This window comes from Alcanivorax sp. REN37, assembly GCF_041102775.1.
GTDB classification, from domain to species: domain Bacteria; phylum Pseudomonadota; class Gammaproteobacteria; order Pseudomonadales; family Alcanivoracaceae; genus Isoalcanivorax; species Isoalcanivorax beigongshangi.
In genome coordinates this window covers 1,675,439-1,699,867 of the sequence record NZ_JBGCUO010000001.1, presented here as the reverse complement: position 1 = coordinate 1,699,867, position 24,429 = coordinate 1,675,439, and the positions used below count along the sequence as shown (strand labels likewise).

At 62.3% G+C, this 24,429-nt stretch carries 25 protein-coding genes and 1 tRNA gene; 9 read left to right on the top strand and 17 right to left on the bottom strand.

Features of this window, described 5'->3' with window-relative positions; all coding sequences use genetic code 11:
- Nucleotides 1-32: 32 nt before the first annotated feature.
- Both AB5I84_RS07700 and AB5I84_RS07695 read right to left on the bottom strand, forming a co-directional pair.
- Nucleotides 33-830, bottom strand: coding sequence for a M48 family metallopeptidase (locus AB5I84_RS07700; protein ID WP_369455275.1), 798 nt, complete (start codon nucleotides 828-830; stop codon nucleotides 33-35).
- Between the two features lie 52 nt (nucleotides 831-882).
- Nucleotides 883-2,544 (bottom strand): ABC1 kinase family protein, encoded by a 1,662-nt coding sequence (locus AB5I84_RS07695; protein WP_369455274.1) that lies wholly within the window; start codon nucleotides 2,542-2,544, stop codon nucleotides 883-885.
- Between the two features lie 140 nt (nucleotides 2,545-2,684).
- On the opposite strand from AB5I84_RS07695, the gene msrA reads away from it, so the two are divergent.
- Nucleotides 2,685-3,326: a peptide-methionine (S)-S-oxide reductase MsrA gene (gene msrA, locus AB5I84_RS07690; protein WP_369455273.1), complete on the top strand. Its 642-nt coding sequence runs from the start codon at nucleotides 2,685-2,687 to the stop codon at nucleotides 3,324-3,326.
- A 58-nt stretch (nucleotides 3,327-3,384) separates the two neighbouring features.
- On the opposite strand, the gene AB5I84_RS07685 is transcribed toward msrA, so the two are convergent.
- From AB5I84_RS07685 to AB5I84_RS07670, 4 genes are all read right to left on the bottom strand, one after another.
- The gene (locus tag AB5I84_RS07685) at nucleotides 3,385-4,047 is read right to left on the bottom strand and encodes an RluA family pseudouridine synthase (protein ID WP_369455272.1); all 663 of its coding nucleotides are present in this window, start codon (nucleotides 4,045-4,047) and stop codon (nucleotides 3,385-3,387) included.
- On the bottom strand, nucleotides 4,044-6,413 hold the full coding sequence (lon, locus tag AB5I84_RS07680; RefSeq protein WP_369455271.1) for an endopeptidase La: 2,370 nt from the start codon (nucleotides 6,411-6,413) through the stop codon (nucleotides 4,044-4,046). The genes AB5I84_RS07685 and lon overlap by 4 nt, the downstream gene beginning before the upstream one ends.
- A gap of 57 nt (nucleotides 6,414-6,470) precedes the next feature.
- A complete protein-coding gene (locus tag AB5I84_RS07675) occupies nucleotides 6,471-7,457 on the bottom strand; it encodes a threo-3-hydroxy-L-aspartate ammonia-lyase (protein WP_369455270.1) in 987 nt (328 codons plus the stop codon).
- Between the two features lie 91 nt (nucleotides 7,458-7,548).
- On the bottom strand, nucleotides 7,549-8,166 hold the full coding sequence (locus tag AB5I84_RS07670; RefSeq protein WP_369455269.1) for a class I SAM-dependent methyltransferase: 618 nt from the start codon (nucleotides 8,164-8,166) through the stop codon (nucleotides 7,549-7,551).
- A 99-nt stretch (nucleotides 8,167-8,265) separates the two neighbouring features.
- On the opposite strand from AB5I84_RS07670, the gene AB5I84_RS07665 reads away from it, so the two are divergent.
- Complete coding sequence (locus tag AB5I84_RS07665) at nucleotides 8,266-9,600, top strand: ABC1 kinase family protein (protein WP_369455268.1); 1,335 nt, start codon at nucleotides 8,266-8,268, stop codon at nucleotides 9,598-9,600.
- Here AB5I84_RS07665 and AB5I84_RS07660 read toward each other — a convergent pair.
- Nucleotides 9,545-10,414 carry a DMT family transporter gene (locus tag AB5I84_RS07660; protein WP_369455267.1) on the bottom strand — a complete coding sequence of 290 codons (870 nt, stop codon included), beginning with the start codon at nucleotides 10,412-10,414 and terminating at the stop codon, nucleotides 9,545-9,547. The two genes, AB5I84_RS07665 and AB5I84_RS07660, sit on opposite strands and share 56 nt — an antisense overlap.
- Nucleotides 10,415-10,418: 4 nt before the next feature.
- Nucleotides 10,419-11,735, bottom strand: a complete 1,317-nt coding sequence (gene rimO / locus AB5I84_RS07655; protein WP_439650194.1) for a 30S ribosomal protein S12 methylthiotransferase RimO — start codon at nucleotides 11,733-11,735, stop codon at nucleotides 10,419-10,421.
- A gap of 57 nt (nucleotides 11,736-11,792) precedes the next feature.
- Between rimO and AB5I84_RS07650 the strand changes: the two genes are divergently transcribed.
- Nucleotides 11,793-12,308 carry a 2'-5' RNA ligase family protein gene (locus AB5I84_RS07650; protein WP_369455266.1) on the top strand — a complete coding sequence of 172 codons (516 nt, stop codon included), beginning with the start codon at nucleotides 11,793-11,795 and terminating at the stop codon, nucleotides 12,306-12,308.
- Between the two features lie 76 nt (nucleotides 12,309-12,384).
- Here AB5I84_RS07650 and AB5I84_RS07645 read toward each other — a convergent pair.
- Nucleotides 12,385-12,461: transfer RNA gene (locus AB5I84_RS07645), tRNA-Pro, on the bottom strand.
- A 105-nt stretch (nucleotides 12,462-12,566) separates the two neighbouring features.
- Between AB5I84_RS07645 and AB5I84_RS07640 the strand changes: the two genes are divergently transcribed.
- A complete protein-coding gene (locus AB5I84_RS07640) occupies nucleotides 12,567-13,709 on the top strand; it encodes a class I SAM-dependent methyltransferase (RefSeq protein ID WP_369455265.1) in 1,143 nt (380 codons plus the stop codon).
- A 16-nt stretch (nucleotides 13,710-13,725) separates the two neighbouring features.
- On the opposite strand, the gene mtnC is transcribed toward AB5I84_RS07640, so the two are convergent.
- From mtnC to AB5I84_RS07615, 5 genes are read right to left on the bottom strand one after another with little or no spacing between them, the layout of a single operon-like run.
- Entirely contained in the window at nucleotides 13,726-14,409 is a 684-nt protein-coding gene (mtnC, locus tag AB5I84_RS07635; RefSeq protein ID WP_439650193.1) for an acireductone synthase, read from the bottom strand.
- On the bottom strand, nucleotides 14,406-14,951 hold the full coding sequence (locus tag AB5I84_RS07630) for a 1,2-dihydroxy-3-keto-5-methylthiopentene dioxygenase (protein ID WP_369455263.1): 546 nt from the start codon (nucleotides 14,949-14,951) through the stop codon (nucleotides 14,406-14,408). Before AB5I84_RS07630 ends, mtnC begins: the two co-directional genes overlap by 4 nt.
- Nucleotides 14,948-15,592, bottom strand: coding sequence for a methylthioribulose 1-phosphate dehydratase (locus tag AB5I84_RS07625; protein ID WP_369455262.1), 645 nt, complete (start codon nucleotides 15,590-15,592; stop codon nucleotides 14,948-14,950). The genes AB5I84_RS07630 and AB5I84_RS07625 overlap by 4 nt, the downstream gene beginning before the upstream one ends.
- Nucleotides 15,589-16,641: an S-methyl-5-thioribose-1-phosphate isomerase gene (gene mtnA, locus AB5I84_RS07620; RefSeq protein WP_369455261.1), complete on the bottom strand. Its 1,053-nt coding sequence runs from the start codon at nucleotides 16,639-16,641 to the stop codon at nucleotides 15,589-15,591. Before mtnA ends, AB5I84_RS07625 begins: the two co-directional genes overlap by 4 nt.
- A 20-nt stretch (nucleotides 16,642-16,661) precedes the next feature.
- A complete protein-coding gene (locus AB5I84_RS07615; RefSeq protein ID WP_369455260.1) occupies nucleotides 16,662-17,084 on the bottom strand; it encodes a PGPGW domain-containing protein in 423 nt (140 codons plus the stop codon).
- An 88-nt stretch (nucleotides 17,085-17,172) separates the two neighbouring features.
- On the opposite strand from AB5I84_RS07615, the gene AB5I84_RS07610 reads away from it, so the two are divergent.
- On the top strand, nucleotides 17,173-17,586 hold the full coding sequence (locus tag AB5I84_RS07610; protein WP_369455259.1) for a DUF2489 domain-containing protein: 414 nt from the start codon (nucleotides 17,173-17,175) through the stop codon (nucleotides 17,584-17,586).
- Between the two features lie 42 nt (nucleotides 17,587-17,628).
- On the opposite strand, the gene AB5I84_RS07605 is transcribed toward AB5I84_RS07610, so the two are convergent.
- Nucleotides 17,629-18,414 (bottom strand): hypothetical protein, encoded by a 786-nt coding sequence (locus AB5I84_RS07605; RefSeq protein WP_369455258.1) that lies wholly within the window; start codon nucleotides 18,412-18,414, stop codon nucleotides 17,629-17,631.
- Nucleotides 18,415-18,528: 114 nt separating this feature from the next.
- Between AB5I84_RS07605 and AB5I84_RS07600 the strand changes: the two genes are divergently transcribed.
- On the top strand, nucleotides 18,529-19,425 hold the full coding sequence (locus AB5I84_RS07600) for a 5'-nucleotidase (protein ID WP_369455257.1): 897 nt from the start codon (nucleotides 18,529-18,531) through the stop codon (nucleotides 19,423-19,425).
- 73 nt (nucleotides 19,426-19,498) lie between these two features.
- Nucleotides 19,499-20,473: an HTH-type transcriptional regulator CysB gene (gene cysB / locus AB5I84_RS07595; protein WP_369455256.1), complete on the top strand. Its 975-nt coding sequence runs from the start codon at nucleotides 19,499-19,501 to the stop codon at nucleotides 20,471-20,473.
- A gap of 1 nt (nucleotide 20,474) precedes the next feature.
- Here the strand turns inward: cysB and AB5I84_RS07590 are convergent, their stop codons facing one another.
- Nucleotides 20,475-21,203, bottom strand: coding sequence for a phosphoadenylyl-sulfate reductase (locus AB5I84_RS07590; RefSeq protein ID WP_369455255.1), 729 nt, complete (start codon nucleotides 21,201-21,203; stop codon nucleotides 20,475-20,477).
- A 164-nt stretch (nucleotides 21,204-21,367) separates the two neighbouring features.
- On the opposite strand from AB5I84_RS07590, the gene thrH reads away from it, so the two are divergent.
- A complete protein-coding gene (gene thrH, locus AB5I84_RS07585) occupies nucleotides 21,368-21,985 on the top strand; it encodes a bifunctional phosphoserine phosphatase/homoserine phosphotransferase ThrH (protein ID WP_369455254.1) in 618 nt (205 codons plus the stop codon).
- 15 nt (nucleotides 21,986-22,000) lie between these two features.
- Here the strand turns inward: thrH and AB5I84_RS07580 are convergent, their stop codons facing one another.
- Nucleotides 22,001-23,128, bottom strand: coding sequence for an anthranilate synthase component I family protein (locus AB5I84_RS07580; protein WP_369455253.1), 1,128 nt, complete (start codon nucleotides 23,126-23,128; stop codon nucleotides 22,001-22,003).
- Nucleotides 23,129-23,395: 267 nt separating this feature from the next.
- On the opposite strand from AB5I84_RS07580, the gene AB5I84_RS07575 reads away from it, so the two are divergent.
- On the top strand, nucleotides 23,396-24,229 hold the full coding sequence (locus AB5I84_RS07575) for a DUF6160 family protein (protein ID WP_369455252.1): 834 nt from the start codon (nucleotides 23,396-23,398) through the stop codon (nucleotides 24,227-24,229).
- The last annotated feature ends 200 nt before the right edge of the window (nucleotides 24,230-24,429 follow it).

Here is a 24,429-nt window from a genome sequence, read left to right as displayed (position 1 = left end):
ACGGCGCCCTTTTCAATGGTGCGTTGGCACCCTCAATATTTGCAGCTGGGCACTCGCCCGGCAGCGCGGGCTTGCTGGTAGTCCGGCATCACACTGGCCAGCTGCGATTGCAGCTCACGGATACGCGATGCGCTGGAGGGGTGGGTGGACAGAAACTGCGGTCCACCACCGCCGCCACTGGCCGCCGCCATGTTTTGCCACAAGGTCACGCTTTCGGCCGGATTGAAGCCGGCTTTGGCCATCAGCTGTAGGCCGATCACATCGGCTTCGGTTTCGTGCTTGCGACTGAACGGCAGTGCGACGCCGACTTGGGCACCCACACCGAGCAGGCCCATCAAACTGTTCTTCATCGGCGACGGATCACCGCTGATGGCGGCGATCAGTTGCAGCCCGCTCTGGGTAGCAGATTGGATCGACACCCGCTCGTTAGAGTGTTGAGCCAGCACGTGGCCGACCTCGTGGCCCATGACTGCGGCGACTTGGTCCTGATTGACCGCCACTTTCAGCAGCCCGGTGTGGATGCCAATCTTGCCGCCCGGCAACGCGAAGGCGTTGGCGGTGTCGTCCTGGAACAGGTTCACTTCCCACTTCTGGTCGCCGTCCAGTACTGCCGTAATGTGGTCGGCGATGCAGCGCACATAAGCGGTTTGCGCTTTGTTGCTGCTGATCGGGGTTTCCTGTTTCAACTGGTCGTAGGCAGCGACCCCCATCTTGTCCATGTCCGAGGCGGACATCATCAGGAATTGCTGGCGCCCCAGCGGCGAGGTAGCACAAGCTGCCAGCGCCACGGACAGCGTTCCCAATTGCAGCATGCGGTTCAGACGAGCCATGTTCGGTTCCTTCGTGGCAATCAGCGGGCGGGGCGGCGGCCCCGCGCCGAGTTTACTCCCATTCGCGCAGATAGCGGCGTGACACAAGCATCAACCACCCGGCCCAGACACTGCTGCCGAGAAACACCAGTAGGCCCGGTATCGAGATGTCCCACAGCGACGGCGGCACGCGGCCACCAAGCATGATGGCACCGCTGACCACGCCGGCCAGCACCATCAGTGCTTGGATCTGGCGGTACTGCGAGCGTTCCATGTGCCGTACCAGTCGCTCCAGGTGACGCGGGTCGATGCCCTGGCTGCCGTTCGGCGTCGGCCCCGCGGGTGAGGGCGGTGCGTACAGGCGATCGACGGCATCCAGCGCCCGCAGCCCGAGGCTGCGCGCTAACCGCACCGGGCTGTAGCGGGTGCGCAGCATGCGTTTGATCAATGGCTCGGCTTCGCTCATGACGTCGAAGTCCGGGTGAATCAGGCGGCCGAAGCCTTCCAAGGTAATGATCGCCTTGATCAGCAGCGCCATGTCCGGTGGCAAAATCAGGTTGTGGTTGCGGATCAGACCGGTGATGTCGTTGAGCAGCCCGCCCACATCCAATTCCGACAGCGGCACACCGTAATAGAGCGAAATCACGTCTTCGATGTCGGCCGTGAGCGCTTCCATGTCCACCGGCATGCCATCCGACCAGCGCGCCAACACGGCAGCGCAGCCTTCCGGCTCTTGCAGCACCACCGCTTTGACGATCTGCACCATCTGTTCTTGGCGCTGCGGCGACAGCTTGCCGACCATGCCGTAATCGAGCATGCCGATGCGGTTGCCGGTCATGATCAGGAAGTTGCCCGGGTGTGGGTCGGCGTGGAAAAAGCCATCTTCCAGTGCCATTTTCCAGGCAATGGCGGCACCGCGGCGTGCCACCAGCGGTCGGTCGACGCCAGCCGCGTCAAGCTTCTCCAGTTGCCGTGCGGGGATGCCTTCGATCAGCTGCTGCACCGACAGGGTGGCGGAGGTCCACTGCCAGTACACCTTTGGCACTTCCACCCATTTCAGTTTCGATAGGTTGCTGCGGATGCGATCGGCGTTGCGCGCTTCGATGGTGAAGTCCAGCTCGCGGCTCAAAGAGCGCTCGAACTCGCGCACCAAATCCAGCGGTCGGTAGCGGCGCAGTTCGGCGGAGTTGTCTACCGCCAGGCGCGCCACGGTGCGCAGCAGCCGCAGATCGGAGTCGATTTTGTCGCGGATGCCGGGCTTCTGGATTTTCAGCACCACCGCATCGCCACGGCGGGTGGTGGCACGGTGTACTTGGCCGATCGAGGCCACACCCAACGGCACCGGGTCGATGTGGCGAAAAACGGTATTGGCGGGTTTGCCGAGCGCCTTGTCGATCAACGGCTCCAGCGTGCTCCACGGCAGTGCCGGGGCGTTGTCCTGCAGGTTCTCGAATTCGTCAATCCATTCACGCGGGAACATGTCCACGCGGGTGGCAAGGATCTGGCCGAGCTTGACGAAGGTGGGACCCATTTCTTCCAATGCGCAGCGTAGTCGCTGGGCGGTGGGCATGGTCACCAGCTCGCGGTCGATCGGGGCGCGTACCCATTTGCCGGCCTGTTCCAACGGGGCGGCCAAACCCAAGCGGCGAATCACATCGCCAAAACCGTACTTCAACAAAATGGCGGCCAATTGGTTAGCGCGCCGCAAATCGCGTCCCGTGTCCAGTAAGCTCACGCAAAGCTCCTTTTATTGTCGGTGTAGTGCACGGAGTGATTCGCTCCGTGTGCTGTCACAGGGTGGAGCCTGCACCATAAAGAACATTGTTGTATGACTCTATGGCGTTCCTGTCACTGAGCTTTGTCCGGGAGATCATCATGTTTCGACGCAGTTTGCCGCTGCCCACCGCCGATCAAGCATTGCCGGGTCGCGATCAACCGATGCCGGTGGTGGCGCCGCACCGCGTCACTGGCCAACCACTCACACCACCCTGGCCGTCTGGCAGCGCTTCGCTGCTGATCGGCATGGGCTGCTTCTGGGGAGCCGAACGGCTGTTCTGGCAACTGCCCGGCGTGCTGGTGACTGCGGTCGGCTACGCCGGTGGCCATACTCCGAACCCGACCTACGAGGAGGTTTGCAGTGGCGGCACTGGCCACAGCGAAGTGGTGCTGGTGGTGTATCAGCCGCAGCAGGTGAGTCTGATGCAGCTGTTGGCGACGTTTTGGGAAGGGCATGATCCGACTCAGGGCATGCGCCAAGGCAACGATGTCGGCACCCAGTACCGTTCGGTGCTGTATCTCAATAATGCTGACGATCTGGCGGCAGCGGAAAGCAGTCGCGATCGTTATCAGCAACGCTTGAGCGCTGCCGGCTACGGCCCGATCACCACCGAGATCCGCAGCGGCGTCACGTTCTACTATGCCGAGCCGGAACATCAGCAGTATCTGGATCGCTATCCGAACGGCTATTGCGGCCTAGCCGGTACCGGTGTCAGTTGCCCGGTGGGATTGGAGGCGTAACGTCGCTGGGGGCCACCGCAGCGCCGTAGCCGCTGCGCTGCGGCATCCCTGGGCAGGATCAGAAGGGCGCCGGTGATTCGAACGTCATCCAGCGGCCGTCGTCGGGGTGGGCAAATCCTAGCGCAGTGGCATGGAGCAGTAGCCGCGGGCTGGCGGCCAAGTGGGATAGCGGTGCGTACAGGTCACAACCGAGAATCGGGTGGCCGATGGCGCGCAGATGCAGCCGCAGCTGGTGTGAGCGGCCGGTGATCGGGTACAGCGCCAGACGGGTGCGGTCTGGCTCACTGGCGAGCACTTTATAGCGGGTCAGCGACGGTTTACCGAGCCGGTGGCACACTTTCTGCCGCGGCCTACGCAGCCAGTCAGGCCGCAGCGGCAGATCGATTTCTCCTTCTGCCAGACGCACCGCACCGGCCACCACCGCCTCGTAGGTTTTGTCGACCTGACGCTGGGCAAAAGCGTCGTTGAGGCGGCGTTGGGCGGCGGCGGTGCAGGCGAACACCATCAGACCAGACGTATCCAGATCGAGCCGGTGTACCACGCGCACCTCGGCGTCCTGCTGCTGCAAACGGCTGGTGACACTGTCGTGGTTTTCCGGACCCCGGCCCGGCACGGACAGCAGTTGGCTCGGCTTTTCCACGACCCAGCAGTGCGCGTCCCGGTACAGCGTGCGCACCGGCTCCAAGCAGGGAGCAACGATGCGGTAGGGGCGCTCGATCACGCCTCGACTCCGAACACGCGCTGGAACACCTCACGGTAATGCTGGGCGAAATGGATGGTCATGCCGTCGCGCAGGTAGTCAGGCAGCTCGTCCACATCGCGCTGGTTGGCCGCCGGCAGGATCAGCTCCTTGATGCCGACCCGGCGCGCGGCAATCACTTTCTCGCGGATGCCACCTACTGCCAGCACCTGGCCGGTGAGGGTGAGTTCGCCAGTCATCGCCAACTTGCGCGGCAGCGGCTGATTACGCAGCAGCGAGATCAGCGCTGTGGCCATGGTGACGCCGGCGCTGGGACCGTCCTTCGGTGTGGCGCCTTCGGGCACGTGCAGATGCACGAATGCATCCTTCAGAGCATCCGGTGCCGCACCGTAGCGGGCCAGGTGGCTGGCCACATAGCTGTAAGCGATTTCGCTGGACTCGCGCATCACATCACCCAGCTGGCCAGTCTGGCGGAAGCCGCGGCCATTTTGGTGGGTAATACTGGCCTCCACCGGCAGCGTGGCGCCGCCCATGGACGTCCACGCCAGCCCGGTGACCACGCCGACGCCGCGCAGCGGCTTCTCGGTGACGAAGTAGGGCGGGCCGAGGAACTCCACCAGGTTGCGCCCACTGACCGAGATCGGTCCGCTGCCTTCGAGCAAGCGCACCACTGCCTTGCGCACGATGCGCTGCAGCTGTTTGTCGAGATTGCGCACGCCGGCTTCGCGGGCGTAACCCTCAATCACCTGACGCAGCGCACTGTCGGAAATCTTCAGCTGTGACGGCTTCACTGCCGCTTGCTCTAGCGCTTTCGGCCACAGGTGTTTGCGGGCGATCTGCACTTTTTCCTCGCTGATGTAGCCGGCCAGCCGGATCACTTCCATACGGTCCAGCAGCGGGCCGGGAATGCTGTCGAGGGTGTTCGCAGTGCAGATAAACAGTGCGCCGGACAGGTCCACGCGCAGGTCCAAATAGTGATCAAGGAAATGATCATTTTGGGCGGGATCGAGCACCTCCAGCAGTGCTGAGCCGGGATCACCCTGGAATGAGCGGCCCATCTTGTCGATCTCGTCGAGCATGATCACCGGGTTGCTGGTGCCGGTTTCCTTCAACGCCTGCACCAATTTACCGGGCAAGGCGCCGATGTAAGTGCGGCGGTGGCCCTTGATTTCGGCTTCGTCACGCACGCCACCAAGACTGAGGCGGTAAAACTCCCGCCCCAGCGCGGCGGCAATGGCTTGGCCGATGCTGGTTTTGCCGACGCCGGGCGGTCCCACCAGCAGCAAAATGGCGCCGCGCATTTCGCCGCGGTGGGCCCCCACCGCGAGGAACTCAAGAATGCGTTCTTTGATGTCTGACAGGCCGGCGTGGTGTTGCTCCAGAACGCTGCGCGCGTGGCTCAAGTCCAGATTATCGGGGGACTGTTTGCCCCACGGCACCTGGGTTAGCCAATCTAGATAGTTGCGGGTAACGGCGTACTCTGGCGAGCCGGTTTCCAGCAACGACAGTTTGTGCAACTCGTCCTCAAAGCGTCGCTGCACCGCTTCTGGCGGCGTCAGCAGCGCCATGCGCTGGCGAAACTCATCGTGGTCAGCGGTGCGGTCGTCCTTCGACAGGCCGAGCTCTTTTTGGATCACCTTGAGCTGCTCACGCAGGAAGAACTCGCGCTGCTGAGTGGATATTTTCTCATCCACTTGTTCGTTGATAGCCGCTTGCAGACGCGCCACTTCCAGTTCTTGCTTCAGCAGCACCAGCACTTTTTCCATGCGCTTGAGCAGCGGCACAGTTTCCAGCACTGCTTGCAGATCATCGCCACTGGCGCTGGTCAGCGCGGCGGCAAAGTCCGTCAGCGGTGACGGCTCCCGTGGGCTGAAATTCTGCAGATACAGCTTCAGCCCTTCGTTGTAGAGCGGGTTGAGCGGCAGCAATTCCTTGATGGTATTGATGATTGCCAGCGCATAGGCCTTCACCGAGTCGGAGTCGTCCTCGGTTTCTTCTGGGTATTCCACTTCTACCAAGTAAGGCGGCTTGCGGCTTAGCCAGCCGGCAATGCGAAACCGGGTCAGGCCCTGCACCACTAACTGCAGAGTGCCGGATTCGCTGCTGGCGTTGTGCACCCGCACTAGGCAACCGTATTCGGGAAATTGATCCGGCGTGCTCTGTTCTGGCGATTGCGCGCCTACATAAACCAGGCCCACGGTGTGGTGCGGCGTCTGGCTGACCCGTTCCACCGTTGGTTGCCATGGTTCTTGCTGGAACAGTACCGGTTGCACCAAACCCGGCATGAACGGGCGCTGGTTTACCGGCAGCAAATGGATGCGTTGCGGGCGCTGGTCCGGAATAACCAGCGACGCTCCGGGCGCGTCGGCGCGTTGATCGTCACTCATGATGGCTTCCGTGAGGCAATTCAGGATAGAGCGATGATGGTGGCAGCGGCGGATATTTCAATAGCTTGGCGCGGTCGCTGCGTCAGCACCGAGCAACGCACAGAAGCGCGCTAGGTCAATGTTGCCGCCGCTGAGCAGCACGCCGACGCGCTGACCACGCCAGTGCTGCGCGTGCCGACGCAGCGCGGCCAACGGCAGGCAGCCGGTGGGCTCCACCACCAGCTTCAGGCGCGCGGCGAGCAAGCCCATGGTCGCCACCAATTCGGCATCGGTGGCGGTGAAAATGTCGTCCACATGCTTGCGGATCAGCGAAAAGGTGAGCTGGCCCAGGTGCTGGGTCTGGGCGCCGTCGGCCAGTGTGCGGGGGGTATCGATGTGCACGATGGCGCCGCGCCGCAGGGATTGCTGGCCGTCGTTGCCAGCCTCCGGTTCGACCCCGTAAATGCGGCACTGCGGCGCCAGCTGACGCAGCGCCAAGGCGCTGCCGGACAGCAGTCCGCCGCCGCCCAAGGGTGCGAGGAAGGCATCCAGCGGACCAGCGTCTTCGATCAGTTCCATGGCGGCGGTGCCTTGCCCGGCAATTACGTCGGCATGGTCATAGGGCGGGATCAGCGTCAGGCCGTCACGCTCGGCCAATTGGCGGCCGATCTGTTCACGGTCTTCGCGGTAGCGGTCATAGAACACGACGTGACCACCGTAGCCGCGCGTGGCCGCGACCTTCACCGCTGGCGCGTCGGCGGGCATCACTATGGTGGCCGGCATGTCGAGCAGGCGCGCGGCGAGGGCGATGGCTTGTGCGTGATTACCGGATGAATAGGCCACGACTCCAGCACGCCGCTGCGCCGGGGAAAAGCGTGACAGCGCGTTGAAGGCGCCGCGGAACTTGAACGCGCCCATACGCTGCAGGTTTTCGCACTTGAACAGCACTTCGCAGCGCAGCTCGCGGTTGAGCGTGGTAGAGGTCATCACCGGGGTGCGGTGGGCATGGCCGTGCAGTCGCCAGGCGGCGGCAGCGACATCAGCGTAGACGGGCAGCAGGGGCATCACAGGTCCTGTGGCAGGGCAGAGGGCAGGTGAGGGTGCGACCGGCTCAGACGTGACAGGTTCCTGTGTGCGCAGTGCATCGCTGGTGCGCTCAGTCCTCGATCACCATCAGTTGCGCCCAGGCGGGCAGTGGATCCTGGGTGCGGCCGTGGGTGATGCGCACCGGGAACTCCGCTTGGCAGCGCTCGACCAATTCGTAGAACGGTGGTCGGCCGGGATCGGCAATGATGATCTTCGCGACGCCGGCTTTGCGGGCACGTCGTACTAGGTTGAGCAGCACCGGCGTCAGCGACTCCCAGAAGCAGATATCGGTGCCGACCAAGGTGTGGATGCCCTGCATGTCTGCTACCCGCAAGCGCTCAAAACGCCGCTGCAACGGCGTCACGCTGACGCCATTGAGTTCGGCGTGAAGATTGAGGAACGGGAACACGCCGGCATCGGCGTCCACCGACGTCACCTGTTGACCAAGTCGTTTGGCAGCAAAGATCGACAGCGGGCCCCAGCCGCAGCCGAGGTCCATGAAGCGCGCGCCGCGCGGTGGGCGCTGGCGCAGCAGGTGGTTCATCACCACGTAGCTTGATTCCCACACTTTAGTGCCGTGCAGGCTCGGGCTGCCGTGTTCGCGGCGTAGCCGGCGCACGGCAGAGTGCTGTGGTGCGAGCAGGGTGATGCCGCGTGTCTGCAGCGCGTGTTTGTCAGGGCGCGCCATGGCGATCTCCTCGGTGGTCCGACAGAGACGGCAAAGATACTTGATCGGGCCTGGCAAAGCATGGATAACGGAGGCCGGTCGAAGACAGCGGAGTGACCTGTGGCACCCCCAACACCGGCGATGCAGCCTGGACGCCGCCAGCAGTGGCACATTAACCGCCGTGCGCTAGCGGCGCTGGTGTCCGGCCGTCCCCGTTATTTCCGTGCGCTCACCACCACTGCACAAGTGGTGGCGCTGTACAGTCGCGCTTGGCCACTGGGCGCGGACGCGCGCGAGCGCGCCCACGCTGTAGCGGCGCAGCGGGTGGCAGAACTGTGTCGGCGCAATGGCGGACTCTGGACCAAGGCCGCGCAATTCTTCAGTAGTCGTTCCGATCTGTTGCCGCCGGTCTACATCGAAGCGCTGCAAACCTTGCAGAACGATGCCGCACCGGTGGCTTTTGCCCAGCTGAAACCCGTGTTACGCAGCGCCTACGGCCCCGGCTGGCAGCAATTGTTCTCGTTCATTGATGAAGCGCCGGTGGCCACTGCATCGATTGCCCAGGTGCACCGCGCGGTGCTCGCCAGCGGTGAAGCGGTGGCATTGAAAGTGCGGTTGCCGGCGGTGGAGAAAGTATTCGAACAGGACGCGCGCGTGTTTCGCTTGCTGGCGCGCTGGTTGTCACCGCTGGTGCGGGTACTGGATGTGGTGCAGGTCACCGAGCACTTGTTGGCGATGACCGAAGAAGAGCTGGATCTGCGCCATGAAGCCCATAATCTGCAGCGCTTTGCACGCTTAGAACAGGTGGAGGGCATTTGCGTACCGACGCTGGTGCCGGAGCTGAGTAAGGCGCAGGTGATGGTCACCCACTGGCTGGCGGGCCAGCGGCTGCGGGAATTTCTCGATGCCCATCCCGCCCATGCGCCACTGCTGCTGGGGCGTCTGCTGGACAGCTATGTGCAGCAGGTGACGCGCTACGGGCTTTATCACGCGGATCCGCACCCGGGCAATTTCATTGTCACGCCGGACGGTACGCTGGCGATCCTCGATTTCGGTGCGGTGGGGAGGCTGACGGCGCCGGAGGTGCAGCGCTACTCGCGGTTGCTGTTCGGGCTGCTGGCGCTGGGATTAGAGCAGGATCAGCCCAGTGATGAGGAAATCGATGCACTGGGACAATTGTTTGTCGACGCCGGCTTTGAAGGTGGCGACCCGGCGACCCTGCGCGAGCTGTCGCGCTATGTGCTCACCGACCGCATGCAGCGCCAGGCGCCACTGGCGTCGATGGGGGACCTGATGGAGCGCTTCCGCGAAGCGCGCATCCGCATTCCTGATTCCTACATCGGTATTTCACGGGTGCTGATCACGCTCGGCGGTTTCCTGATGCAATACCAAGTACCGCTCACGTGGCAGGCTTCGGTTGCCCCTGGCGCAGGTTCCAAACGCCCGCTGCAATGATCAGCACGGTGCCCACTAACGTGGTCCAGTGCAGCAACTCGTCCCAGAACAGGTAACCGAGCAGCGCGGCCCAAATCACGCTGCTGTAGTTGTAGACGCCGATGCGAGCGGGGCTGGCAAAACGATAAGACAACGTCATCAGGCTTTGGCCGAAGGTGGCGATGATGCCCATTGCCAGCAGCCACGGCCACAGTTGCGGGGCGATCTGCAGCGGTGTCCACAGCAGCGGCACAGCAGAAATGACGGTGCCGGTGAGGGTGAACCAAAATACGATGCGGGTGGCGGGCTCGGTGGCCGCCATGTTGCGGATGCCGACCATGGCAATGCTCATCAGTAAAGCGCCGAGCAGAGCGATCAGGTAAGCACTGTCAAAGTGGCCGGGCATCGGCCGCAGGATAAACGCCACGCCGACAAAGCCGAGCAGGATGGCCGCCACCGTGGGGCCGCGCACCCGATCGCCCATCCACAGAAATGCTACCACCGGAATAAAGAACGGCGTGGTCATTTTCACCATTACCGCTTCAGCCAACGGTATCTGCGACAGGGTATAGAAGTAGCAGTACATCGAGCCAAGCCCGGCCACCGCGCGGATGAAATGACTGCCGAACCGGCGGGTGGCCATCTTGGCGATACCGCGTGGCGGCACCATCAGCAGTGCCAGCAGCGGGATCATGCCAAGCAGATTGCGGAAGAACATCACCACCTCGGTGGGCAACTCATCGCTGAGGTGCTTCACCATCGCTGCCATCATCGCCATCAAGATTTCACTGGCGATCAGGCAGAGGGCGCCGAGGCGGATCTGCTCTTGGCTCATGGCATCAGTCGTCGCACTCCGCCCACAGGTCGTGTTCGTCACTGTGCGTGACCACCGCTTCAACCCACTGGCCAGGCTGTAGATGAGTGGCGCCGTTGAGGAACACCAGCCCGTCGATTTCCGGCGCATCGCCGCGGCTGCGGCCGATGGCGCCTTCCTCGTCCACTTCGTCGATCAGCACTTCGATACGTTGGCCGACTTTGCGTGCCAAACGGCGGGCGCTGATACGCGCCTGCACGTTCATAAACCGCTCCAAACGCTCTTGGGCCACTTCCTCTGGCACCGGATCTGGCAGGTCGTTGGCCGGCGCGCCGTCCACCGGGGAATAGATAAAGCAGCCGACGCGATCGAGCTCGGCTTCTTCCAGCCAGTCCAGCAGCAGTTCGAAGTCTTCATCGGTTTCGCCGGGGAAACCGACGATGAAGGTGCTGCGGATTACCAACTCCGGGCAGATCTCGCGCCAGCGGCGGATGCGCTCCAGCGTGTTCTCGGCGTGGGCAGGGCGCTTCATCAGTTTCAGTACCCGCGGGCTGGCGTGTTGGAACGGAATGTCCAGATACGGCAGCAGCAGGCCCTCGGCCATCAGCGGAATGACGTCGTCGACGTGCGGATAGGGATACACATAGTGCAAGCGCACCCATACTTTGAGCGCCGCCAGTGCTTGGCATAACTCCAACATGCGCGTCTTCACCGGCATGCCTTGCCAGAAGCCGGTTTGGTACTTGAGGTCGACGCCGTAAGCGCTGGTGTCTTGGGATACCACCAGTAGCTCCTTCACGCCGGCACGTACCAGCCGCTCGGCTTCATCCAGCACGTCACCCACCGGCCGGCTGACCAGTTTGCCGCGCATGCTGGGGATGATGCAGAAGGTGCAGCCGTGGTTGCAGCCTTCGGAAATCTTCAAGTACGCGTAGTGGCGCGGCGTCAGCTTAATGCCTTGCGGCGGCACCAGGTCGACAAACGGATTGTGGTCCGTGGAGGGCGGCACCACTTCGTGCACCGCGTTGACCACCTGCTCATACTGCTGCGGGCCGGTCACGGCCAGCACCTGCGGGTGCACGGCGCGGATGTTGTCTTCCTCGATACCCATGCAGCCGGTGACAATCACCTTGCCGTGTTCTTGGATCGCCTCGCCGATGGCTTCCAGCGATTCGGCTTTGGCCGCGTCGATGAAACCACAGGTGTTGACCACCACCACGTCGGCGTCCTGGTAGGTCGGTACGACCTCGTAGCCTTCAGTGCGAAGCTGGGTAAGAATCCGCTCGGAATCCACGAGCGCCTTGGGGCAGCCAAGGCTGATAAAGCCGACCTTTGGGGACATGATGCACATCTCTGTTTCGGGGGGCGGCATTCTAACTGCGAAGCGGGAGCGGGTGCCATGGAGCGCTGGTTTTTTGCCTTGCCGGTACCGCCGCCGGTGCATGCTGGTTTGCTCCAGCATCACCACGGTACACCGGCGTTGGGTGCAGAGCGGCCGGCGGACTGGCATTTGACGGTTCTTTTCATCGGCGTTTACCCAGCGGCTGCGTTGGCGGAATTACTGCCACAGGTGGCGGCTGACTGTGCCCGGTTGGCGCCGGTTCCGTTGGAGGTTGACGGTCTGGTGCCTTTTCCGGGTGTCAGTGGGCCGATGCAGGTGGCACGGGTGCGCGACAATGGACCACTGCGAGCGCTGCATGGCTGTGCTGGGCAGTGGCGGAACAGGCTCGACTTAGCGCCGGAAATGCGCCGTTTTCGACCGCATATTACGTTGCATCGCCAAGCGCCGCAGGCGGAGCATATTGCGTTGCCGCTGTCGGGCTTGGCCGACCGACTTGGGCTCTATGGGCGTGCAGCAAAGGGAGCGGGGCAGCGCTATCGCCTAGTGGCTGATTGGGCACTGAGCGGAACATAAATCGCGGGCAAGAAAAAAGCCGCATTAGCGGCTTTTCTCGAGGGACATTGCTGAATCGGGAGAACAATGTCGATGTTGGTCGGAGTAGCAGGATTCGAACCTGCGACCCCTACGTCCCGAACGTAGTGCTCTACCAGGCTGAGCTATACTCCGTAAAGTGGTGCGCATTCTAGCAAGGTTTTTAAAGATTGCTAGTCCTTGATGAAAAGAAACTTTCGCATCTCGCTGCCGAACCGGTCGCTGTGCATAATGCGCGCCATGAAAACATCGACCCCGATTGCTGAAACTGAACTGGTGCATCCGCGCGCCACCCTGGTCTTGCAGCGCTATCCGCGCTCGCCACGGGAACGGCTGCGTGCCTGGGATGGCGCCGACCTTTATCTGCTTGATGAGGCCACCGACCAACCGGCCTTGGTGCTCAATGACAGCTGCGGTGCACTGGCGTTGGCGCTGCCGGCGGACACCGTTTCGGTGGGCGATTCTTGGTTGGCGCGGGCAGCGCTGGCGGCCAACGCCGCCGACAACCAACGCCCGCTGCCGCAGTGGGCGTGGCCGCATCAAGATTGGCCGGCGCGCGCACAGGTGCTGGTCCGAGTGCCGAAAGAGTTGGCGCTGCTGGAATACCAGTTGTGGCGGCTGGGCCAGCAATTACCGGCTGGTACGCCGGTGCAGCTGGCGTGGATGGACAAGCATTTGCCGGCCGGGCTGGTGGAGCTGGCGCGCCACTACCTCGATGGGGTGGAACTGCTGCCTGGGCGTCGCAAAGCGCACGGCCTGCGCGGACAGCTGCCGCAGCAGCCGGTAGCTGAGTGCGGTTACCCGTTGGTGCTGCCGGTGGAAGAGTGGGGCGGTGCGCCGCTGCGGGTCGAGGCGGGGGTGTTTGCCCAGCGCCAAATCGACATCGGTGCCCGGGCTATGCTGCCGGTGATCCCCACTGGCATCGACGGCACCATTGCTGATCTCGGTTGCGGCGCCGGTATCCTCGGCATCGCCGCGGGGCTGCGCAATCCGCAGGCCAAGCTGCTGTTCTGCGATGAATCCTCGCAGGCGATTGAAAGCGCGCGCCACAATGCCACTGCGCAACTCGGTGCCGAGCGTGTCGCGTTTCATCTGGGGCACGGGCTGGACGGGATCGACACGCCGTTGGATCTGATCCTACTCAACCCACCGTTCCACCGTGGCCACGCCGTCGATGACGCGGTGGCACGTATGCTGTTTCGGCAGGCGGCCGACCATTTGGCCGCTGATGGGGCGTTGTGGGTGGTCGGCAACCGCCACTTGGCCTATGGCAATGTGCTCAAGCGGCACTTCGCGGACGTGGAGCAGGTGGCTGGCGATCGCAAGTTCATCGTCTGGCGGGCGCGCCAATCACGCCGCACTGGGAATAACGCCCGGCCTTGAGCCGGGCGGGTACCCTTTACGGCAGGGCGATGCGGTCGAAGTCAGTCACCACCGGATGACTGCAGGTCGGCGCCAGGCCGTCCCGGTCCAGCAGTGTGGTTTGTAGGCCGGCCGCGGCGGCGGCATCCAGCTCTTCCACGATATCCGACAGGAACAAGATCTGGTCCGGTTCACAGCCAATGGCGGCGGTGATGCGCCGGTAGCTGTCCGCTTCACGTTTGCCGCCGCTGGTGGTGTCGAAGTAACCGGAGAACAGTCCGGTCAAGTCTCCGGCGGTGCTGAAACCGAAGAACAGTTTCTGTGCCGCGATCGATCCTGAGGAATACACATATAACGGCAGGCCAGCATCGTGCCAACGACGCAGCGCGGCCGGCACTTCCTCGTACATGTGGGCTTGGTACGCCCCGCTACGGTAGCCATGGTCCCAGATCATGCCCTGCAGGGCTTTGAGCACGGTGTGTTTGCGGTCTTGCTCGATCCAGGGCTGCAACAGTGCATTGACCGCGGCGGCATCGGCCAACGGTTCGCCGAGTTCGGCACGCAGTGCTTGTACCTGTTGCTGTACTGCGGCGTCCTGCCAGTGGTCAGCGAGAAACTGCGGCAAGGCTGCGGCGGCGTAGGGGAACAGCACCTCCTTCACAAAGCGGATGCTGCTGGTGGTGCCCTCGATGTCAGTCAGAACCACACGGACCACGCTCATGCCTCCAGCCGCGGGAACCGATCGGCGATGTTGTCGCCGGTGAAATTGGCGACCCAGCCTTCCGGGTTGTCAAACAGGCGGATGGCAATGAAGTAAGGCTGCGGGCCCATGTCGAACCAGTGGCGGGTATTGGCGGGTACCGAGATCAGGTCGCCTTGTTCGCACAGAACTTCGTAAACCTTGTCGTCCGGGTGCAAGGTGAACAGGCCGCTGCCAGCGACAAAAAACCGCACTTCATCTTCGCTGTGGCGGTGTTCACTGAGAAACTTCTGTCGCAGGGCTGCTTTATCTGGGTGGTCGCTGTTGAGGCTGACCACGTCCACGGTTTGGTAGCCTTCTTCGGCGATCAATCGGTCGATGTCGGCGCGGTAGGCGGCAATCACTTGCTCCTGCGGGGCGCCGGGCGCCAATTCGGCACTTGCTTGCCAGCGCTCGAAGCGCACGCCAATAGCCGCCAGTTGGCGGGCGATTTCCGGGTGGTCACTGCTGGTGACCAGTGCCTGCGACGGGTTGTCTTGGTGGTAAATACGGATGCGGCTCATGCCCGGCTCCTCATCTGGCGGCGCTGTACTTCCACCGCGAACAAAAACTCCAGTGCTTCCAGTTGGCGGTAGCAGGCCGCCATCGACTCCCCCCAAGTGTAAACGCCGTGGCCACGGATCAGGTACGCATGGGTAATGGTGCCGGCGTCCATGGCGGCGTCCACGTCGCGGGCCAGTGCGTCGATGTCCTGGGTGTTTTCGAACACCGGGATGTCGAGCACCGTGTCATGGGTGCTGTTGCCGCCGAACGCTTTCAGCAGCTCATAGCCTTCCAGCCGCAGCCGTTTCTGGTCCGCCAATTCCATGGTCAGCACGGTGCTGGCCATGGAATGGGTGTGCAGCACTGCCTGCGCATCGGCATGGCGACGGTAGACCTGTGTGTGCAGGCCGGTTTCCGCCGACGGTTTGCCGGGCGAGGCGCCTTGGTTGTTGGCCAGCTCCACTACCATGATGTCGGCTTCGCTCAGCAAGCCTTTGTCGCGTCCGGACACGGTGACCGCGCAGTAGCGGTCATTGAGACGCATGGAATAGTTGCTGCTGGTGGCCGGCGACCAGCCGTGCTGATAAATCCGCTGTCCGGTGGCGGCCAAGGTGCGGGCGGCGGCGCGAAACGCGGTGGGGGACCAAGGACGGGCGCTCATGAATGGGCTCCTGCAAACTCGGGGGCGGGCAGCGCCAGATGGGCGCGCACCGCTGCGGTATCGGGGCGGGTAATGACGCCGCGCTCAGTGACAATGGCACTGATCAGGCCCGCCGGCGTGACATCAAACGCTGGGTTGAACACCGGTACTGTGGCCGGTGCCACTGGCACGCCGTGGATCTGCCGTACTTCATCGGCCGGACGTTGCTCGATCGGTATGGCGCTGCCGTCCGCCAATTGCGGATCGATGGTCGCCACCGGCGCAGCAACAATGAACGGAATGCGGTGATGGTGCGCCAGCACCGCCAATCCATAAGTGCCGATCTTGTTAGCGGTATCGCCATTGGCGGTGATGCGGTCGGCACCGACGATCACGGCGCCGATACGGCCGCTCTGCATCAGCACTGCCGCCATGGAGTCGGTCACCAGCGTGACCGGCACGCCATCCTGCATCAGTTCCCAGCTGGTAAGGCGGCTGCCCTGCATCCAGGGGCGGGTCTCGCCGGCGTAGACGCCGGCAATGCGACCCCCTTGCCAAGCGGTGCGGATCACACCGAGGGCCGTGCCGTGGCCGCCGGTTGCCAGCGTGCCGGTGTTGCAGTGGGTGTAGATGAAGCTGCCTTGCGGCAGCAGGCTGACGCCGTGCTCGGCAAGCCGGTGGTTCAGCGCCAGATCTTCGGCATGGATGTGTTCCGCTTCAGCGACAGCGCGGGCAATCAGTGCTTCCCCTTCAAGCCCGGCGAGTACCTTGCCCATCCGTTCTAACGCCCAGAACAGGTTCACCGCGGTAGGGCGGCTTTCGGCCAGCTGCTGCAGCGCTGGCGCCAGCCGCTCCAGACTGGCCTCGGCACCGAGGCGCTGCGCCGCCAAGGCGACCCCATAGGCCGCAGCAATGCCGATCGCCGGGGCGCCACGCACCACCATGTCGCGGATCGCCGAGGCCACGTCAGTGGCGTCGTGACAGGGCATCCAGCGGGTGTCATGGGGCAATGCACGCTGGTCCAATACATCCAAACGCTGGCGGTGCCAGCACAGAGCGGTCAACTCCACGCGAAGATCTCGAAAGCGGGTCAATCGGAGGCCGGGAAATCCAGAGGAGGGCGGCCGTAGCGCCGGCGGATCCAGTTGCAACTGCGGTACACCGACGGGCGTCGAATGATAGCGCGTTCGAGCCGGTATTTCCCCGGAAAGCTGCTGACCCCGATGGCCACTAGGATGGTCAGCAAACCCTGTCCCGGCAGTACCAGCATGGCCACGCCACACAGTAGTAACACCAGCGCCAACAGATTGCGCAGTAGCCACCACAGCCGCCGCAGCGGGCCGCGGTCGCTGAGTGTCACCGGCGGGCGGGAAAAGTAGTCGGCGGGCATCTTCACGATCAGCCATGGCAATGCCACCGTGGAGGCGACCGCCATTACTGCGCCGCCAATCGCCATCCACGGCAGCCACGGGCCAAGTACGTCAAGGTAGGGTTCGAGCCACTCGGGTATCACGATGGGCAGCGCCGCTATGGAGGTGGGAGCGGGCTACAATGGGGGCGCTGTCGGCAGAAATCAAACGCTGCCGCAGCGAGGAGGTGACATGGTTTGGATCATGGTTTTGGCCGCTGTTACGCTGCTGCTGGCAGTGGTGGCGGCGCTGCTGTGGTATCGGGTGTGGCAGCGTCAGCGACAGCAACTTGCCCGGCGCCGGGATGAGCAGCAACAGGTGCGGTTGGAGCTGTCAGTCATTGCCCGCGCAGTGTTGCAGCGAGACATGGATCCGGTGGAAGGCGCGTTGCGTCTGGCGGCGCGGCTGCCGTATTGTCCGGTGCCGGGTTCTCTTGAGGCCATTCGCGCGTTGGCAGATGCTGCCGCAGCACTGGACATCGGTGCGGCATACCGCGCATTGCCCACGGCGGAACAGCGGCGGCAGGACCAGCTGCGTAAAACATTGGCAAACCAATACCGAACGGCGCTGGCCGTAGAACTGCTGGCGTTGGCCGAGCACAAATAAAACGGGGCGCAGTGCGCCCCGTTTTATTGCCCCGCCGGGTGATCAGCTATCGGTGTTGCCAGCATTGGTCGCAGCAGGGGCTTTCTTAGCGGGCGCTTTTTTGGCAGGCGCCTTCTTAGCAGCTGCTTTGGCCGGCGCTTTCTTGGCTACGGCCTTGGTCGTAGCAGGGGCTTTGGCGGTCGCAGCCTTCGCTTTTGGCGCGGCTTTTTTGGCGGGGGCTTTTTTCACAGCAGCAGTTTTAACCGGGGCTTTCTTGGCAGCGGCTTTTTTCGCAGCCGGTTTAGCGGCGGTCTTCTTAGCAGTGCTGCCGGCATCTTTCTGCAGGGATTTGATGCGCTTTTCCAAGTCTTTTTCGTATTGGGAAATGACCTTGGCAAGGCTGTTAGCCTGTTTGGCGGTGGCTTTGAGTACTTTAACTTCAGTTTCTAGCAGCTTGCGGCGGGCTTCGGATTCGGTCACACGGCCACGGGCCTCGTCTACTGCTTGGCGAGCGCGATCGATTTGTTTCTGCACCCGCGCGGTGGCTTTGTCGCGGTACTCATTCTGCAGTTTTTCCAGCTGTCCCAGGTTGGCGCGCTGTTTTTCGATTTCCGCTTTGACACGGGCGCGGGCGCTCTCCAGTTGCTTCTCCAGCGCGGCAACCTGCTTCTCGCGCTCTTGGTCAAACCGCTCGGCCAGTTTACGGATTTGGGCTTGCAGTTCTTCGACTCGGTCTTTCACTTGTTTTGCGGCCATGGATGACTTCCTTTCCCCTGCAGCAGGTTTGGACTCGGCAAGGCGCCAAGCCGTAGTGGGTGAGCACCGGGACAGCAGACTCCGATTGCGCACACAACTTTATGTCAGAAGCGGATACCCCACAACAAAACCGCCGGTGCGCGTGGCCTTTGCCGATACTCTGTTCGACAATAGCGGCCCGCATCGGATCGCACAGGGCAACAGGTGATGACAACAGCTCCTTCAAAATTGGTTGTGGCCATCAGTTCGCGGGCGCTGTTTGATTTGGAAGACAGCCACCGGGTCTTCGTTGAACAAGGACTGGACGCGTTTCAGGCCTACCAGCTTGCCCATGAGGATCAACCGCTGGCACCTGGCGATGCATTCCCCTTAGTGCAGAAACTGCTGCGACTGAATGAAGCGGCTGGCTGCGAGCGGGTCGAGGTGATTCTGCTGTCTCGCAATAGCTCTGATACCGGGCTGCGAGTGTTCAACTCCATCGATCACCACCAGTTGCCAATCGTGCGCGCGGCCTTTACCAGTGGGCTGAGTCCGCACCGCTATGTGGCACCCTTTGGCGCCCACCTGTTCCTCTCCACCGATGAAGAGGATGTGCGGCGCGCGTTGGCCGAGGGCCAGGCGGCAGCACGCATCATGTCTGGTGCTGCGGCCGGATCCGCCAGCCTGCCGCTGCGCATTGCGTTTGATGGCGATGCGGTCCTGTTCTCGGACGACTCCGAGCGCATTTATCAGCAGCAAGGACTGGAGGCATTTGCGGAAAATGAGCGGCGCTCAGCCCACGAGCCGCTGGCAGGCGGACCGTTCAAAGGTTTTCTCGCTGCGCTCTATCAGTTGCAGCAGGACTTCGGCAGCGACGATTGCCCGATCCGCACCGCTTTGGTGACTGCACGTTCGGCGCCCTCCCATGAGCGGGTGGTGCGCACGTTCCGCGCGTGGAATATTCGCCTCGATGAAAGCCTGTTCCTCGGCGGTCGTGAGAAAGGGCCGTTCCTGCGTGCCTTCGGTGCTGACGTGTTCTTTGACGATCAAGAGGGCCACTGTGAGTCCGCCGCCCAGCATGTGGCCGCCGGACATGTGCCGCATGGCGTGAAAAACGAACTGTAGTGAAGCTGGGGGGATGGCGCGGTCATATTCTGTGGGAGTATATTATTCTTCGCACTTATAACCGAGGTCTGCCATGAAGCTGCAACAACTGCGTTACGTGTGGGAGATCACCCGCAACGATCTGAACATCTCCGCCACGGCTCAGGCGCTGTATACGTCGCAGCCGGGCATCAGCAAACAGGTGCGCATGCTCGAAGACGAGTTGGGGGTGGAGATTTTCGCACGCTCCGGCAAGCACCTGACCCACGTCACCCCGGCCGGCGAAGCTATTCTCGCGCGCATCGGCGATATCCTGCGCAACGTCGAAGCGATCCGCCGCGTATCCCAAGATTTCCGCGATGAGACCCGCGGTGAACTGAGCATTGCCACCACCCACACCCAGGCGCGCTACGCGCTGCCGCCGGTGATCCAACGTTTCACAGAACGCTTCCCGGACGTGGCCTTGCACCTGCACCAGGGGACGCCGACACAGATTTCCGAAATGGCCGTCAGTGGCACCACCGATTTTGCCATTGCCACCGAGGGCATGGACCAGTTCCCCGATTTGGTGATGATGCCGTGCTACCGCTGGAACCGGACCGTGGTGGTGCCGGAGGGGCATCCGCTGACCCAGCTCAAGCGTTTGACGCTAGAGGCTTTGGCGGAATACCCGATCGTCACATACGTGTTCGGCTTCACCGGTCGCAGCAAGTTGGACGATGCGTTCCGCAGCCAAGGGCTGGAGCCGAAAGTGGTGGTGACCGCTGCTGACGCCGACGTGATCAAGACCTATGTGCGGCTCGGCGTCGGGGTCGGCATCATCGCCCACATGGCAGTGGATCCGGTGGAAGACCATGGTTTGGTGACGCTGAATGCGGATCACCTATTTGAGGCCAGCACCACGCGTATTGCGGTGCGGCGCGGTACCTTCTTGCGTGGCTACATGTACGAATTCATGAGCGCGTTCGCGCCGCACTTGACCCGCACTATGGTTGATAAGGCGCTGGATTGTGGCCACCGCGATGAGGTGGCCAAGCTGTTCGAAGGGGTCAAGCTGCCGGTGTTGTGAGTCAGCGTCCGTCCAGGTTGCCGGCGTGCAAGCCGCACTCTTTCTTGGTGGCTTCTTCCCACCACCAGCGGCCTTCGCGCTCGTGCTGATTGGGCAACACCGGACGGGTGCAGGGCTCGCAGCCGATCGACACGAAGCCGCGTTCGTGTAGCGGGTTGTACGGCAGTTGATTGCCACGGATGTAGTCCCACACCCGCGCCGAACTCCAATTCGCCAGGGGGTTGAACTTCACCAGTGACTGCCCCGGCGCCGCCAGTGCCAGGTCCTGCTCCACCACCGCCAGTTCATTGCGGGTGGGGGACTGGTCGCGGCGCTGGCCGGTGATCCAAGCATCCAGCTGTGACAGCTTGCGCTTCAAGGGCGCCACCTTGCGGATGCCACAGCATTCGCCATGGTCATCTTGGTAGAAGCTGAATAGCCCTTTGGCCTTCACCAGTGCCTCCACTTGGGCGCTGTCTGGGAACAGCACCTCCAAGGCGATGCCATAGTGGTTACGCACCTGATCGAGGAAACGGTAGGTCTCGGAGTGCAACCGGCCGGTGTCGAGGGTGAAAATTTCCACGTCCGGATTGACCCGCAATGCCAGGTCCACCAGCACCACATCCTCAGCGCCGCTGAATGACACCGCGATACGATCATAGCGCTCAAAGGCGGTCTTCAGGATGGTGCGCGGGGTGGCATCGGCGAGTGCGGTGGCCCAGTCGCCCAAGGCCGCAGAAGTGCTGGACATGGCATTACCCTCATCAACAAAGGCCGGCAGTCTAGCAGGCTGGCGGCGGCGGTGAGAACGGCCCGGGTGACGTTGCAATGGTCCGGGGCCGAGGCTACATTGGCGCCGCGCGATCCGGTCGCGGCCTGCATGATTCATTCATCAATCAGCGTTTTGGGGGTGTTGTGGAAATCGTCTGTCTTGATCTGGAAGGGGTTCTGGTTCCGGAAATCTGGATCAACTTCGCCGAGCGCACCGGCATTGAAGCCCTGCGTGCCACCACCCGTGATATTCCCGATTACGATGTGCTGATGAAGCAGCGTTTGCGCATCCTCGACGAGCACGGCTATGGCCTGCCGGACATCCAGGCGGTGATTGACGAGATGGGGCCGATGGACGGCGCCCGCGAGTTCGTGGACTGGCTGCGTGAGCGTTTCCAGGTGGTGATCCTGTCCGACACCTTCTATGAGTTTGCCCAGCCGCTGATGCGTCAGTTGGGTTGGCCGACGCTGCTGTGCCACAAGCTGGAAGTGAACGAAGAAGGGCGCATCACCGATTACATCCTGCGCCAGAAAGACCCCAAGCGCATGGCGGTGAAGGCATTCCACAGCTTGACCTACCGCGTGATTGCCGCCGGTGATTCCTACAACGACACCACCATGTTGGCAGAGGCCGATGCCGGCATCCTGTTCCACGCGCCGCAAAATGTCATTGATGAATTCCCGCAGTTCCCGGCGGTGCACACCTATGAGGATCTGAAACAGGAAATCCTCAAGAACAGCCTGCGCGATCTGTCGCTGTAATCACTGCGGCGGCGCTCAGACGAGCGCCGCCATCAGTTTGCCCACCTTGTAAACACTTTCCTCGTATTCCGCTTGTCCTTCTGAATCCATCACTAGGCCGCCGCCGCCGTGACAACTGATGAGGCCGTCGCGCACTTCCAAGGTCCGGATCAGGATATTGGCGTCCAGCCCCTCGTTATTACGTATGAACAGCGAGCCGCAATAAAAGCGGCGTGGCCCGCCTTCCAGTTCGCGGATGATTTCCATCGCGCGCCGTTTCGGCGCACCGGTAATGGAACCGCCAGGGAAGGTGGCCAGCAATGCGGCAAACTCCGACACCGCCGGTGACAGCGTGCCGCGCACGGTGGAAACCAGATGCTGGACGTTGGAAAACTGCCGCAGTTCAAACAGTGGTCGAGCCTGCACGCTACCGGGCTGGCAGACTTGGCCAAGATCGTTGCGCAGCAGATCGACGATCATCAGGTTCTCGGTACGGTCTTTGGGACTCGAGAGCAGGTCGGCCGCCAGAGCCCGATCCTCATGCTTATTGGTGCCTCGCGGGCGGGTGCCTTTGATTGGTTCGGTAATCATCTGCCGCTGATGATCAATGCGTAGTAGCCGTTCCGGCGAGACTGATAACAGCGCCCCGAGGCCGTATTCGAAGTAGCCGGCATGGGGAGCGTCGTGTTGAGTGATCAGGGCGCGCCAAGCTGAATAACTGCTGCCCTCAAACCCAGCTTGGAAGCACTGCGCTAAATTGACCTGATAGCAATCGCCGGCGGCCAGATAGTCCTGTACGCGAGAAAAGGCGCTCTGATACTGTTCAGCGGTCCAGAGCGGGGCGAACGGACTTGAGAGCCGGAATTTGGCGATTGCCGCGGGCGGTTGTTCGCCGCGCTGCCAGGTTTCGTAACCGTGCACCACTAACAACGGATCGTCCGCACGGTAACCGGCATCGGCGCCGTGCTGCAGGCGACCCAGGTCGTACTGCAACGCGCCGACCAGCACTCGGCTCCGGCTCTGCGAACGCCATTGCTCGGCACTCTCGAGCACAGATAGGGCTGCCTGTCCGGGGGCAAGCAGCCAGCGCCGCGTCACAGTGGTGCCCCAGCCCCAGCCGGACCCTTGGCGGATCACGGCGGTGGGAGAGAGAAGAGGCGTCACTGGGGTAGCTCAGGATAAAGTGTTACGTGGCGTAACACTTTGCCTTGGTGTAACTGGAACGGCAGTGCGCTGCCATGAACACGGGGAGGACGTTGTTTTATCAACTGGTTGATTCTCTTTGGGTTTTTCCTGGTTCCGGGGCCGACCGCGAGGCGTTTCAATCTGTGTTGTTTTTGTATCTGAAGTGTTAACGTGGCTCCGTCTAGGCCGTGCTACACAGTCTGGACACTACAACAATAAGCGTCGTGCACGCGTAGGAGATAATAAATGAAAGCTTTCAGGAAACTAGCGCTCGTATCAGCCATTGCGGCCCTGCCGGTAGCCGGTCAGGCCATGCAGGCGTTGGACGACACGGCGCTTTCCGGGGTAACGGGCCAAGACGGCCTGGTGATCAACCTGAACATCGACCAAACACTGAACCTGCTGATTGAAGACACTACCGGTTTGAACGGTGTGACCACATCTCTGGTCGCCGACAATGCGGGTGGCATCCTCATCTCTGGCATGCACATCAAAGGTGATGTGGCACTGGATGTGGATACCGCCGCCAACCAAGCCGGTGGGGTGCTGCGCTTGGGCATCAACGTGACCGGGCTGGAACTGGAGACTGGGGACATCCGCATTGTTGACATGGGCCGTGCTGCGGACTCCAGCCATCAGGCTGCTGATGCGGCACTGGCAACCGCTGCGTTCGGTGATACCTCCACGCCGATCCTCGACAGCATGACCATCAACATGAGCTCGCTGGGTCTGGAAGTTCAGCTGGGTGCTGCGGCTGAGAACCTGGTGGCGATCACCGATGGTAACGTCGGCAATATCACCATCAACAACTTCGGCCTGAACGACGCGGGCGGCGGTGGCAAGCTGGGCGTTGGCGAGATCAAGATTGCTAACCTCGACATCACCGGCACGTCCATCTCCATCAATGATGGCGCGGGCAGCAACCCGGAAGGCCTGACTATCGGCCTGAACGGTAGCGTCGGCTTGGTATCACTGGACAAAGTGAGCCTCGGCGCTTCCGGCACGGCGGCCAGCATCGGCAACGTTTACGTTGGTGGTCTGACCCTGAACGGCACCAACATCACTGTGGCGGGTAAATAATACGACCACAGCGCATGAAGGCCCGGGCTCCCGGGCCTTCATGCGTTTTCAGCAATCCTTTACAAAAACACTGCTAGGGGTGCACCAGTCTGGGATAGACTGCGCTGCAGGTCCGCCTTGGGGCGGATTTTTATTGTTTTCCGGGTGGGATCCGGTACGCCGGATCAGCAAAGCGATAGCGCTTATAACTAATAAAAAGG